10 protein-coding genes are annotated in these 12,185 nt (G+C 74.5%); 9 read left to right on the top strand and 1 reads right to left on the bottom strand.

Annotated elements, in window-relative coordinates; genetic code table 11:
- The first annotated feature begins 344 nt into the window (after positions 1 to 344).
- The 8 genes from LLG88_11210 (at position 345) to LLG88_11175 (ending at position 10,043) form a co-directional block, all read left to right on the top strand.
- Entirely contained in the window at positions 345 to 2,261 is a 1,917-nt protein-coding gene (locus LLG88_11210; protein MCE5247471.1) for an ATP-binding cassette domain-containing protein, read from the top strand.
- A 4-nt stretch (positions 2,262 to 2,265) separates the two neighbouring features.
- Positions 2,266 to 3,294, top strand: a complete 1,029-nt coding sequence (locus tag LLG88_11205) for a sulfate ABC transporter substrate-binding protein (GenBank protein MCE5247470.1) — start codon at positions 2,266 to 2,268, stop codon at positions 3,292 to 3,294.
- Positions 3,291 to 4,124, top strand: coding sequence for a sulfate ABC transporter permease subunit CysT (gene cysT / locus LLG88_11200; protein ID MCE5247469.1), 834 nt, complete (start codon positions 3,291 to 3,293; stop codon positions 4,122 to 4,124). The genes LLG88_11205 and cysT overlap by 4 nt, the downstream gene beginning before the upstream one ends.
- Positions 4,121 to 4,924 carry a molybdate ABC transporter permease subunit gene (gene modB, locus LLG88_11195; GenBank protein ID MCE5247468.1) on the top strand — a complete coding sequence of 268 codons (804 nt, stop codon included), beginning with the start codon at positions 4,121 to 4,123 and terminating at the stop codon, positions 4,922 to 4,924. Before cysT ends, modB begins: the two co-directional genes overlap by 4 nt.
- A 22-nt stretch (positions 4,925 to 4,946) precedes the next feature.
- Entirely contained in the window at positions 4,947 to 6,242 is a 1,296-nt protein-coding gene (locus tag LLG88_11190; protein MCE5247467.1) for a PAS domain-containing protein, read from the top strand.
- Positions 6,223 to 6,936 (top strand): response regulator transcription factor, encoded by a 714-nt coding sequence (locus LLG88_11185; GenBank protein MCE5247466.1) that lies wholly within the window; start codon positions 6,223 to 6,225, stop codon positions 6,934 to 6,936. Before LLG88_11190 ends, LLG88_11185 begins: the two co-directional genes overlap by 20 nt.
- The gene (locus tag LLG88_11180) at positions 6,923 to 8,425 is read left to right on the top strand and encodes a PAS domain-containing protein (GenBank protein ID MCE5247465.1); all 1,503 of its coding nucleotides are present in this window, start codon (positions 6,923 to 6,925) and stop codon (positions 8,423 to 8,425) included. Before LLG88_11185 ends, LLG88_11180 begins: the two co-directional genes overlap by 14 nt.
- Before the next feature lie 106 nt (positions 8,426 to 8,531).
- On the top strand, positions 8,532 to 10,043 hold the full coding sequence (locus LLG88_11175) for a PAS domain-containing sensor histidine kinase (protein ID MCE5247464.1): 1,512 nt from the start codon (positions 8,532 to 8,534) through the stop codon (positions 10,041 to 10,043).
- Positions 10,044 to 10,118: 75 nt separating this feature from the next.
- Here the strand turns inward: LLG88_11175 and LLG88_11170 are convergent, their stop codons facing one another.
- Entirely contained in the window at positions 10,119 to 11,060 is a 942-nt protein-coding gene (locus LLG88_11170) for an RluA family pseudouridine synthase (GenBank protein ID MCE5247463.1), read from the bottom strand.
- Positions 11,061 to 11,197: 137 nt separating this feature from the next.
- Here LLG88_11170 and LLG88_11165 point away from each other — a divergent pair, with 137 nt between their 5' ends.
- Positions 11,198 to 11,965 carry a hypothetical protein gene (locus LLG88_11165; GenBank protein ID MCE5247462.1) on the top strand — a complete coding sequence of 256 codons (768 nt, stop codon included), beginning with the start codon at positions 11,198 to 11,200 and terminating at the stop codon, positions 11,963 to 11,965.
- Positions 11,966 to 12,185 lie beyond the last annotated feature (220 nt).

The raw sequence follows: 12,185 nt of genomic DNA, 5'->3' as shown, positions 1-12,185 counted from the left end.
CAGGAGGGGCAGGGGTCCCACGGGCAGTAAGGCGGCGTCCAGGCCGGATCGGCGGGCCGGGGCTCGTCGAAGAAGGTGCAGGGGACGGTCTCGGGGCGTTTCACGCGGAGGGATGACGCAAGAACCGGGCCGCGGGGCGGGATGGCGCGCAACGTCCGGCGGGCGAACGGGTTGGCGGCGGGGGGCGGAGGCCGCCCGCGCGGGTTTCGTCCGCCGGCGGACGGAACGTCCGGACACCGTCCGGACAGCGGCGCGCCGACGACCGCCCGCGGCGGCCGCAACAGGCTCGGCTTCACCGTGGGATTGTTACCTCGAAGTGACCGTTCCCGGGCGATCATGGCGTCATGTCGATCGTCCTCGAAGGCCTGACGAAGCGCTACGAGGGGCATCCCGTGGTCAACCAGCTCTGGCTGGAGATCGCGGAGGGGGAGTTCTTCGTCCTCCTCGGCCCCTCCGGCTCCGGCAAGACGACCGTCCTGCGGATGATCGCGGGGCTCGCCTCGATCGACGCCGGGCGCGTGCTGCTCGACGGGCGGGACGTGACCTCGCTGTCGCCGCAGCGGCGGGGCGTCGGCTTCGTCTTCCAGCACTACGCGCTCTTCCGCCAGATGACGGTCGCCGAGAACGTCGAGTTCGCCCTCGCGATCCGCAAGACGCCGCGCGCCGAGCGGCGGCGCCGCCGCGACGAGCTGCTCGAGGTCGTCGGTCTCTCCGGCCTCGGCGGCCGGATGCCGTACCAGCTTTCGGGCGGGCAGCAGCAGCGCGTGGCGCTGGCCCGCGCGCTCGCGCACCGTCCGGAGGTGCTGCTGCTCGACGAGCCGTTCGGGGCGCTCGACGCGCAGATCCGCGGCGAGCTGCGGCGCACGCTGAAGCGCGTGCAGCGCGAGTTCGGCGTCTCGACGATCTTCGTCACCCACGACCAGGAAGAGGCGTTCGAGCTCGGGGACCGCGTCGGCGTGATGAACTTCGGGCGGCTGCTCGAGGCCGGCCCGCCGCCGGAACTCTACCTGCGGCCGGCGACCGAGTTCGTGGCGACGTTCCTCGGCACGGCGAACCTGCTCGTCGGGCAGACGACGCCGGAGGGGATCGACGTCGGCCCGCTGCGCTTCCCGCTCTCGACGATCGAGCAGGCGGCCCCGGCCAATCGCCGCGTGCAGGTCCTCTTCCGTCCCGAGGACGTGCAGATCGCGGCGCGCCCCGAAGAGCTTTCCGGCCCGTGCCTCGGCGAGGGGACCGTCGATCAGTCGGTCTTCGCCGGCACCGGCGAGCGGCTGCGGCTCAAGCTGCCGCCGCTGCCGCACGTGCGCCCGATCGCGCCGCCGCAGCCGTTCGGCTCCGGCTCGCTCGTCGTCGAGGCGCTGCGGCCGCTCGAGGCCTCGCGCCGGCTGCCGCTGCGCGCCGGGGACCGCGTCGCCGTCGGCGTGCGGCGGATCCACGCCCTGACCCATCCGGGGCTCAACTTCCTTTGCCTGCACGACGGCGGGCCGCTCTCGGACGCCGCGCTCAAGGTCGGCGGCGGGATCGCGCGCCTCGCCCACGCCCGCGTGACGCTGCTCGAAGTCGGCGCGGCCGACGAAGAGACGCCGGGCGGGCGGAGCGCGCGCGACCTGCTCGGCCCGGGGCTCGCCGCGGTCGAGACGCGCCGCGTCGGCGGCCCGGCGGCGGAGGCGGTCGCGCAGGAGGCGGACCGCCAGCCGTACGACCTCGTCGTCGCCGGACTGCCGCGCGAGCGGCGGGTCGAGGCGGCGCAGGCGATCTTCGAGGGGGGCGAGCACAACCTGCTCCTCTGCCGCGCCGCGGCGCCGCCGCCGCAGCGGGCGCTGATCTGCGTCGCCGTCGGCGAGCCGGGGAAGGAGGACGTCCAGTTCGCGGCGCGCCTCGTGCGCCATCTCGGCGCCGCGGGAACGCTCCTCTCCGTTCTTCCCGAAAACGCGGACGAGGAAGCCGCGGCGCGGGCCGGCCGGTTCCTCGAGGCCGGCGTGCGCTCGATGGAACTGCTCGGCGTGAAGGGGAAGGCGAAGCTGCGGCGCGGCGAGGTGCGGGAGCAGATCGACGCCGAGGTCGCCGAGGGGAAGCACGACCTGATCGTCGTCGGCGCCCCGCTCTCCGCCAAGGACGCCCGCGTGAAGCTCTCCGGCGTGGTCGCCGGACTGATCGAGGATCTCGGCGACGCGCCGCTGCTGGTGGTGCGCTCTCCCTTCTCCGCCGCCGGGGCGGCCGCGGCGCCCGCGCCGCGTCCGGTCCCGCGCGACATCAGGTGACGCCATGACCAAGACGATCGCGACAGTGCTCGCTTTGGCCGCCGCCGTTTCGGCTTTCCCGGCGGCCGCCCAGACGGCCAAGGCCAAGGGGCCGGTGACCCTCTCGCTCGGCGCCTACACCACGCCGCGCGAGGCGTACTCGCGGATCCTGCCGCTCTTCGCCGCGGAGTGGAAGAAGAAGAACGGCCAGGATGTCCGCTTCCAGCAGTCGTACCTCGGCTCCGGCGCGCAGTCGCGCGCGATCGTCGAGGGGTTCGAGGCGGACGTCGCGGCCCTCTCGCTCGAGGCCGACGTCGAGCGGATCGCCAAGGCGGGGCTGATCCGGAGCGCCTGGAAGAGCGGCCCGACGAAGGGGATGGTCAGCCGCTCGATCGTCGTCTTCGCCGTGCGCAAGGGAAACCCGAAGGGGATCCGCGACTGGGCCGACCTCGCCCGGCCGGGGATCGAGATCCTCACGCCGAACCCGCGCACCAGCGGCGGGGCGATGTGGAACATCCTCGCGCTCTACGGCGCCGCCGCGCGCGGCAACGTCGCGGGCGTCCCGAAGGGGAACGACGCGGCGGCGGAGGCGTTCCTGCGCAAGGTGCTGAAGAACGTCTCGGCGATGGACAAGGGGGCGCGGGAGAGCATCACGACCTTCGAGAAGGGGGTCGGGGACGTCGCGATCACCTACGAGAACGAGGTCCTCGTCGGCCGCAAGCGCGGGCAGGACTACGACATGATCGTGCCGACCTCGACGATCCTGATCGAGAACCCGGCGGCGGTCGTGGACGCCTACGTGGACAAGCACGGCACGCGCGCCGCGGCCGAAGAGTTCCTGCGCTTCCTGCTCCGCCCCGAGGCGCAGCGGATCTTCGCCGACGAAGGGCTGCGCTCGGTCGATCCGGGCGTCGCCAAGGAGACGGCGTCGGTCTACCGGCCGGTCAAGGACCAGTTCACGATCGAGGCGTTCGGCGGCTGGGCCGCCGCCGCGCCGCGCTTCTTCGGCCCCGGCGGCGTCTTCGAGCGGGCCTTCGCGGAAGCGGGGAAGTGAAGGACGGCGCGCGGCGCGCGGCCCCCTTGCCCTGGGGCCGCTACGGGCTGCGCGCCGCCGCGCTGTCCTACCTCGCGCTCGCCCTCGCCGCGCCGCTCCTCGTCATCGTCGAGGACGGCGTCAAGGACGGGCTGCAGGCGCTGTGGGGGGCGATCACCGAACCGGCCGCCCTCCACGCCCTCTGGCTGACCCTCTGGACGGCCGCGATCATGGCCGTCGTCAACGCGGCGATGGGCACGCTCGTCGCCTACGTCCTCGTGCGGTACGACTTCCCCGGGCGGCGGTTCGTGGACGCGATGATCGACCTGCCGCTGGCCACGCCGACGCTCGTCACCGGCGTGATGCTCGTCGCGCTCTACGGGCCGCAGACCGCGCTCGGCGGCTGGCTGCGGCGCGACGTCGGCTTCCCGATCATCTACGCGCCGCCGGGGATCATTCTCGCGCTGCTCTTCCTCTCGCTGCCGCTCGTCGTGCGGGCGGTGCAGCCGGTGCTGCAGGATCTCGACCGCGAGCCGGAGGACGCGGCGGCGACGCTCGGCGCGTCGGCGTTCACCGTCTTCAGGCGCGTCACGCTGCCGGCGCTGCGCGCGCCGGTGGCGACCGGCACGCTGCTCGCCTTCGCCCGCGCGCTCGGCGAGTTCGGCTCGATCGTCATCGTCGCCGGCAACATCCCGCTGCGGACGCAGACCGCGGCGGTCTACGTCCTCGGCGAGGTCGAGTCGGACAACCGGCGCGCGGCGAGCGCGATGTCGCTGGCGCTGCTCGCGGTGACGTTCGCGCTGTTCCTGATCATCGACTGGCGGACGCGCCGCCGGACGGAGGCGCCGTGAGCGGCGGCGGGCGCTGGACGCGCCGGCTGCTGATCGGCGCCGCGCTGGCCTACGTCGGAGGGCTCGTCGCCGCGCCGTTCGTGGCCCTCGCCGCGGGGGCGCTGCAGGACGGGCCGCTGGAGCTGTTCCGCGCGCTCTTCTCGGCGGAGTCGCTCGGGCCGCTGGTGCTGACGGTCAAGATCGGCCTGATCTGCGTGGCGTTCCACGTCGTCGCCGGCGCGCTGACCGCGTGGGCCCTCGTGCGCGACAACTTCCCGGGGCGCCGCTTCGTCTCCGGCCTCGTGGACCTGCCGTTCGCCCTTTCGCCGGTCGTCGTCGGCTACATGCTGCTGCTGATCTTCGGCCGGCGCGGGCTGCTCGGGCCGGCGCTGGCGGCGGTCGGCTGGCAGGTCGCGTTCGACGTCTCGGGGATGGTCCTCGCGACCCTCTTCGTCACGCTGCCGCTGATGGTGCGCGAACTGATGCCGGCGCTCGCGGCGCTCGGCACGGAGCAGGAACAGGCCGCGGCGACGCTCGGCGCCTCCGGCTGGCAGACGTTCCTGCGCGTGACGTTGCCTTCGCTGCGCTGGGGGTTCGTCTACGGCGCCGCGCTGACCTTCGCCCGCGCGCTCGGCGAGTTCGGCGCCGTGCTCGTCGTCGGCGGCGGCGTGCAGGGGAAGACGGAGACGGCGACGCTCTACATCTACCGGGCGCTGGAGGAGCGGCAGTACGTCGCCGCCTACGGCGCCGCGCTCGGCCTGGGGGCGATCTCGATGGCGCTGATGCTCGGCGTGGACCTGCTGCGTCGCCGGCGGGGCTGACGTGGGTCCGGCCGTTCCTCTCGTGCCGGCGGCGATCTGCGCCGCCGCCGCCGCCGCGGTCTTCGCCGTGGTCGAGCTGGCGCGCCGCACGCGCCGTCGCCGCCGCGCGCTGCGGGCGCTGACCGCCTCGGCGCGAAGGCTCGCCGGCGGCGACCGCCTCACCCCCGTGCCCTCGGCGCCCGGGCACGCCGCGCCGCTCGCCGCCGCGCTGGAGACGCTGCGCGGGCGGCTCGCCGCGCTGGAGGAGGACGTGCGCCGCCGCGAGGCCGAGGCGCGCGCGATCATCGACGGCGTCGCCGAGGGGGTCTTCGCGGTGGACCGCGAGCGGCGCGTGACCTTCGCCAGCCCGTCGCTGCTTCGCCTGCTCGGGCGGCGGGAGTCGGAGGTCGTCGGGCGGTTCTGCGGCGACGTCTTCCATCCGCGGGCCGCGGGCGGCCCCTCGCCGTGCGACGAGCAGTGCCCGATCCTCCACGCCCGCTTCCGCGGCGCCGCGCGGGCGACCGAGTTCGCCGAGGGCGCGGGGGGCGCGCGCCGGGCGCTCGTCCTGACCAGCGCGGCGCCGGTCGGCGGGCTGCAGGTCCAGGTGGCGCGCGACGAGTCGGACATCGAAGGAGCGCGGAGGCTGCGCGACGCCGTCCTCGCCAACATCTCGCACGAGTTCCGCACGCCGCTCGCCGCGCAGCGCGCCTCGATCGAGCTGCTGTTGGCGCGGCTGCCGGAGCTGTCGGCGGACGAAACGGGGCGCCTGCTGCTCTCGCTGCAGCGCGGCACGCTTCGCCTGACGCGCCTGATCGACAACCTGCTGGAGAGCGTGCGGATCGAGGCGGGGGAGACCGGCGTCCGCCGCCGCCCGACCGGGGTGGACGAGGTCGTCGAGGAGGCGCTGGAGATGACGCGGCCGCTCCTCGACCAGCGGCGGCAGCGGGTCGCGCTGCGGATCCCCGATCCGGCGCCGACGCTCCTGGGCGACGCCCCGCGCCTCGCGCAGGTTCTCGTCAACCTGATCGCGAACGCCAACAAGTTCGCGCCGGAGGGGACGGAGATCGAGATCGGCGCCGCGGAGGCGCGCGGGGAGGTCCGGATCTGGGTCGAGGACGAAGGGCCGGGCTTTCCCGACGCCGAGGGGCCGTCGTTCGAGCGGTTCCGGCGGGCGGAGGAGGACGAGCCGGAGCAGGCCGGCGTCGGCCTCGGCCTCTACATCGCGAAGTCGATCGTCGAGCGGCACGGCGGCCGCGTCGCGGCCGGCGGGGGGACGCGCGGCGCCCGAGTGTGCATAATCCTTCCGGCGGAGGGGCCGGATGCGGGTTCTGATCGTTGACGACGACGCGGAACTGAGGGATCTCGTCGGCTTCGCGCTGCGGGGCGAGGGGCACGAGACGCTCGCCGCCGCGGACGGCCTGGAGGCGCTCGACGTCTGCCGCCGCGAGTCGCCCGACCTCGTCATCCTCGACGTCAACATGCCGCGCCTCGACGGCTTCGAGACGCTGCGGCGGCTCCGCGCGAACGGGGGGGACGTGCCGGTGATGATGCTCACCGTGCGGGCCGACGAGGACGACCAGGTCCGCGGCCTCGACCTCGGCGCCGACGACTATCTCGCCAAGCCGTTCAGCGTGCGCGCGCTGACCGCGCGGGTCCGCGCGCTGGGCCGGCGGACGGGCGGCGCGGCGGTCGAGACGTGGGGCGCGTGGACGCTCGACGCCGACGCGCTGACGGCGCGGCTCGGCGACGGCGTCCCGGCGCGGCTGACCACGCTCGAGTTCCGGCTGCTGCAGCTGCTCCTCGCGCGGCGCGGGCGGCCGATCGACCCCGAGGAGCTGGCGCGGCGGATCTGGGGCTACCGCGGCCTCGGCGACCGCGCGCGGCTGAAGCAGCTCGTGCATCGGCTGCGGCGCAAGGTCGAGCCCGACCCGTCGTCCGCCTGCTGGATCGTGATGGTTCAGGGGGTCGGCTACGCGGCCCGCTCGGGCGAGGCCGGGGAGCGGCCGGCCGGAGAGGGCGATGAGCGATCTTGAGCGCGTCGTCGCGCGTCTCGAGGCCGCGGTCGTCGCCGGGGACGCGACGCTGCGGGTGACGATCTGGAACGACGCCGCGCGGCGCCTCCTCGGCTTCGACGCGGGAGAGGCCATCGGCCGCTCGTTCAGCGGCCTCTTGAGCCTCGACTCGACGAGCGCCCGCGGCGTCGCGGCGATGGCCGCGCTGCGGCGCGAGGGACGTTGGTCGGGGGAGGCGACCGCGCGCGACCGCTCGGGCGCGGAACGGAGGATCGCGCTCGACGCCTCCTCGCTGGCGGCGCCGGACGAGCCGTGGCGCGGCGCGGTGGTCGCGCTGCGCGACGCGGCGCGGCGGGACGAAGAGCGGCGGCAGGTCGCCGCCTCGCAGCGGCTCGCCGCCGTGGCGCGGATCGCCGGCGGCGCGGCCCACGATCTCAACAACGTGCTCCAGTCGGTCGTCTCCTGCGCCGACGTGCTGCGGGCGCAGCTCCCCGCGGACGACCCGCGCCGGTCTTGGATGGAGCGGATCCGCGGCGCCGCGCGGCGCGGCGGCGCGCTGACGGGCCGGTTGATGGCCTTCGCGCGGGAGGGGGCGCACGCGAGGGAGCACGTGGACGTCAACGTCGTCGCCGCGGAATGCGTCGAGCTCTTCCGCCCGATTCTGGAGCCGGGGATCGCGGTCGCGCTCGAGCTCGACCCGCGCGCCGGCTTCGTCTTCGTCGAGCCGTCCGCGCTCACGCAGGCCCTCGCCAATCTCGTCTTGAACGCGCGGGACGCGATGCCGCAGGGCGGGACGCTGACGATCGGCACGTCGCGGCGCGACGGCGGCGTCGCGGAGCGGAACGGCCGCCGGCTCGCGCTGGGAGCGGGACCGCACGTCGAGCTCTTCGTCGCCGACACCGGCGAGGGGATTCCGCCCGAGGCGCAGGAGCGGATCTTCGAACCGCTCTTCACGACGAAGGCGAACGGAACGGGACTCGGGCTGGCCTCGGTCCTCGCCACGGCGCGGGACGCGGGCGGCGACGTCGCGGTCGCGTCGTCGCCGGGCGGAGGTTCCCGCTTCAGCCTGGTTCTGCCCGAATCGCGGCTGCGCCTCGCGCCGCCGCCGGACGAGACGGCGGCGATTCCCGACGCCGCGCCGCGGGCCTGGCGGGTGTTGATCGTCGCCGCGGAGCGGGCGACGGGGGAGGCGCTGGCCGCCGGTCTGGCCGCGTGGGGCTGCACCGCCGACGCGGTGGAGGGCCCGCAGGACGCGCTGCGCCTGCTCGCCGGCGGACCGGTGGACGCGATGGTCGTGGACGCCCTCCTGCCGGGGATGTGCGGCCCCGACTTGGCCGAGGCGTTTCTCGCCGCCAGGCCGGACGGGATCGTCGTGCTGATGGCCGGGCCCGGCGACATGGATCTCGTGCTGCAGAGCGGCGGCCTGCCGCGGGTGTCCTGCCTGCGCAAGCCGTTCGGGCTGGAGCGGGTGCAGCGGGCGCTCTGTGTCGCCGCCGCGGAGCGGCGATGAGCGGCGGCCCCTCGCGCCGCCGCCGCGGAGCGGCGATGAGCGGGCCGCGGGACGGCCGCCGCCGCGGCGCGCGCGCGCGGGCCGGGACGATCGCGGAGGAACGGGCGTGACGGCCGGAGACGAACGCTGGAGCCTCGAGGCGGCGCTCGAGCGCGCGCCGTTCGTCGTCTATGTCCGCGACGCGGCGGGCCGCTTCGCGTTTCTCGGTCCGGGCGCCGAGGCGTTGTTCGGCCGCCCGCGCGAGGCCTGTCTGGCCGCGCCGTCGTTCTGGCGCGACGGCGTGGCTCAGGACGACCGCGAGGCGCTCGAAGCGCATTTGGCGCGGATGGCCGACGACGAGCGGGCGGTCGAGTTGTACCGATTCCGCCGGGCCGACGACGTGTACGTGTGGCTGCGCGACGCGACCAAGGCCTTCCGCGGCTTGGACGGGGAGCGCTGGTTCGCCGGCGGCCTGCTGGAGTTCGCGGAGCGGCGGCCGTGCTCGCCGATGGACCTGCTGGAGTCGGTCCGCGCCGTGTCGTGGGAACTCGACATCGCGTCCGGGCGGTTCGTGCACGTGGGGAGCGCCTTCGAGACGGTCTTCGGCCGTCCGCGCACCGCGATCGAGGGCGGGCTCTCGGCCTTCCTCGCCTGGGTCGTGCCGGAGGACCGCCGCGGGCTCGAGGTCGCGCTGCGGGCGGCGCTGACGAGCGGCGGGGGCGAGATCGAATACCGGCTGCAGCGTCCCGACGGCGAGATCCGCTGGCTGCGCACGCGGGCCGCCCTGCGGCGCGCCGGGCTCGACGGCCTGCCGGTCCTCGACGGAATGACGGAGGACGTGACCGAGCGGCGGGGGCGGGAAGAACGCGAGAAGGAACGCGGCGCGGAACTGGAGCGCGAACTGGCGCGCCGCACCGAGGAGATCCGCACGCTGGAGCGGCAGCGCGCGGAGGCCGAGCGCGCGGCGGCGGCGGCGCGGATGGCCGCGCGGATCGCGCACGAGATCAACAACCCGCTCGCCAGCGTCCGCAGCGCCTTCGCCCTGGTCAAGCAGGCCGTGCCGAAGGACCACCCGCACGCGCCGTTCGCGGCCCGCATGGACCGCGAGATCGAGCGGATGACGACGATCGTGCGGCGGATGTGCGAGCTGTACGTGCGCGAGCCGGGACCGCCGGCCTGCGGCGACGCGGGGCGCGCGCTCGCGGAGGTCGCGCGGCAGCTGCGGGACGAGGCGGCGTCGCGCGGCGTCGAACTTCGCGTCGCCGCGGCCGACGACGTGCCGTGGATCGTCCTCGACCACCGTTCCTTGGAACAGGTCCTCTACGCGCTGCTGCGGAACGCCGTCGAGGCGTCGCGGTCCGGGACGGTCGTCGATCTCGGCGCGGAGCGGCGCGGCGCGCTGGTGCGGATCTCGATCGCCGACCGCGGCGCGGGGATCCCGGAGGAGGCGCGGCAGATCGTCTTCGAGCCGTTCTACACGACGAAGCCGGAGCTCTCGTCGGCGCGCCTCGGCCTCGGCCTCTCGTTCTGCCGGGCGATCGTCACGTCCTGCGGCGGCGCGATCGACTTCGCGCCGCGGGACGGCGGCGGGACGGTCTTCTGGGTCGAGATTCCCGCCGCCTCCGCCGAAGACCGCTGAGGCGGGGCGCCGCGGCCCCGCGTCCTCGGCGGCTTCGGCGGGGCGCGGACGGCGGCCGCCGCGCGGCGCGGACGGTCAGCGCCGGCGGCGCAAGGTCGGCGAGCGCTGCGCGAACAGGCGTCGGTCGAGCTTGACGAGGTCGGCCGGCCACGGCGCTTCGTACTCGACCGGGGCGCCGAGGCCGGGGTGGACGAACCCGAGCCGCGCGGCGTGGAGCGCGGTCCGCCCCGGCCCTTCGTCGCTCGCCCCGTAGAAGCGGTCGCCGAGGATCGGCCAGCCGGCGGCGCTGAACTGCACGCGGATCTGGTTGCGGCGCCCGGTGACGAGGCGCGCCCGCACGCGGGCCCGCGGGGCGGGGGCGCTCGTCTGCGCCTCGACCTCGTACTCCAGCCGCGCGTCCTTGCCCTCCTCGCCGGACCGGGCGACGTAGACCCGCCGCGACTTCTCGTTTTCGGCCAGCACGTGGGACAGCTCGCCGCGGGGCGGGGCGGGGATCCCCTCCGTCCAGGCGACGTACTCCCTGAGCGGCGTGCGGGCGAAGAACTGCGCCCGCAGCTCCTCGGCGATCCGTTCGGAGCGGGCGAAGAGGACCAGCCCCGACGTCGAGCGGTCGATCCGGTGGACAACCCAGAGCCCTTCGCGGATCCAGTGCCCGGCGGTGGCCATCGCGCCGAGCAGCCGGGCGACGAGCGGCGGGTCCTCGGGGGATTCGTTGGCGGTCGGAACCGTCACGATTCCCGGTTCCTTGTCGGCGACGACGATCCACTCGTCGATGTGCACGACGCGGAACCCCGGCCCCTCGAGCGGCCGCTTCGGACGCGGCGCGCCTTCGGGGGCCAGCGAAATCTCGGCCCCTCCGCGCGGACGGGCGGCGACGTCGAGCGTCGCGACCCCGTTGACGAGGGCGCGCCCGGCGAGGACGAGTTCCTTCGCCTCGCGGTGCGAGCAGCCCAGAGCGCCGCGGAGCAGGACGGCGATGGTGGCGGTGGATCCTTCCGGAACGACGAACGGGGTCAAGAGACCTCCCTCGAAATTTGGAAAATTGTGCCCGGCGCCGGCGATCGGCGCGCCCCGGCGGGCGGAGCAGGCATAAGATTACAGTGCCGGAAGAAGGCGCCCGAGGGGGCGGGGCCGATTGAATGGAGGGCAGGGCCATGAAGATCCACTACTACATGATCTGCGCCCGCTTCGAAGCCTTGATCGCGTCCCACCTCGAGCCGGAGGCGTTCGGCCTCTACATGGCGGTGGGCACCAAGAAACTGGCCAGCGGCCGGGTGACCTTCTTCGAGATCGACCCCGCGGGGGTCGGGCCCTACTTCGGCGCGGAGGAGATCGAGAAGCTCTGCGCGCCGCACCTCGACGGCTCGGCCCGCGCGAGCAAGTACCTCAAGACCTACCGCGTCCTCGAACATCTGGAGCTGTCGGCGTTCGGACAGCTCTTCCTCACGACGGCCGACGGCCGGACGCTGGCGCTGGACGCCGCGCCGTACGACGTCGCCGCCGAGCAGCAGCGGGTCCACATGTACCAGGAGCTCTGCCCGCTGATTCCGCTCGTCGTTTCGGGCCTCGGCCCCGCGGCCTTCGCCAAGCGGATGACCGATCCGAAGGAACCGGTCTCCGCGCCGCGGCTCTTCTTCGCCGACCTGAAGCTCGAGTTCGACGCCGACGGCGGGCTCTCCGGGGCGCTGCCGTACTCGGACCCGCTGCACATCATGGAGTGCATCCGCCAACTGAAGAGGGAAGGCACGAAGACCACGAAGACTGTTTCCCGCACGCCGCGGACCCAAGGGTTCTTCCGCGCGATCGACAGAGGCTTCTTCCTCGGCGACCAGACCGGTTTGAAGCATTTCCCGCTTCCCCCCGTCGAAGATCTGGAAATCCACCATCGCGCTTGGTGGCATTCGGCCAAGGCCGCGAACTAAACCGGAGACGCGTCATGGGCTTGTGGAAACGACTGGCTCGATCTGCGCCCGCGAGGCGGACGTACCTGTTTGTCATGATGCTGGCGTTCGGGGCCGCCTTCCTGTGGGGGCCCTCGTTCAGCGAAACGGCGAAGCCCCAGCCGCAGCCCGCGGCGACGCAGCCCGCCCCGGCCGCGACGCCGGCGGCGCAGACCGCGCCGGCCGCGACGCCGGCGACGAC

Source organism: bacterium, assembly GCA_021372775.1.
GTDB lineage: Bacteria > Acidobacteriota > Polarisedimenticolia > J045 > J045 > JAJFTU01.
Note: the sequence above shows the minus strand (reverse complement) of the source record. Positions and strands in the feature narration are given on the sequence as shown.

Bases quoted from the DNA above. Each gene is read 5' to 3' on its own strand.
- LLG88_11165 (MCE5247462.1), top strand. From the start codon at position 11,198: ATGAAGATCCACTACTACATGATCTGCGCCCGCTTCGAAGCCTTGATC.
- LLG88_11210 (MCE5247471.1), top strand. From the start codon at position 345: ATGTCGATCGTCCTCGAAGGCCTGACGAAGCGCTACGAGGGGCATCCC.
- LLG88_11180 (MCE5247465.1), top strand. From the start codon at position 6,923: ATGAGCGATCTTGAGCGCGTCGTCGCGCGTCTCGAGGCCGCGGTCGTC.
- LLG88_11205 (MCE5247470.1), top strand. From the start codon at position 2,266: ATGACCAAGACGATCGCGACAGTGCTCGCTTTGGCCGCCGCCGTTTCG.
- LLG88_11185 (MCE5247466.1), top strand. From the start codon at position 6,223: ATGCGGGTTCTGATCGTTGACGACGACGCGGAACTGAGGGATCTCGTC.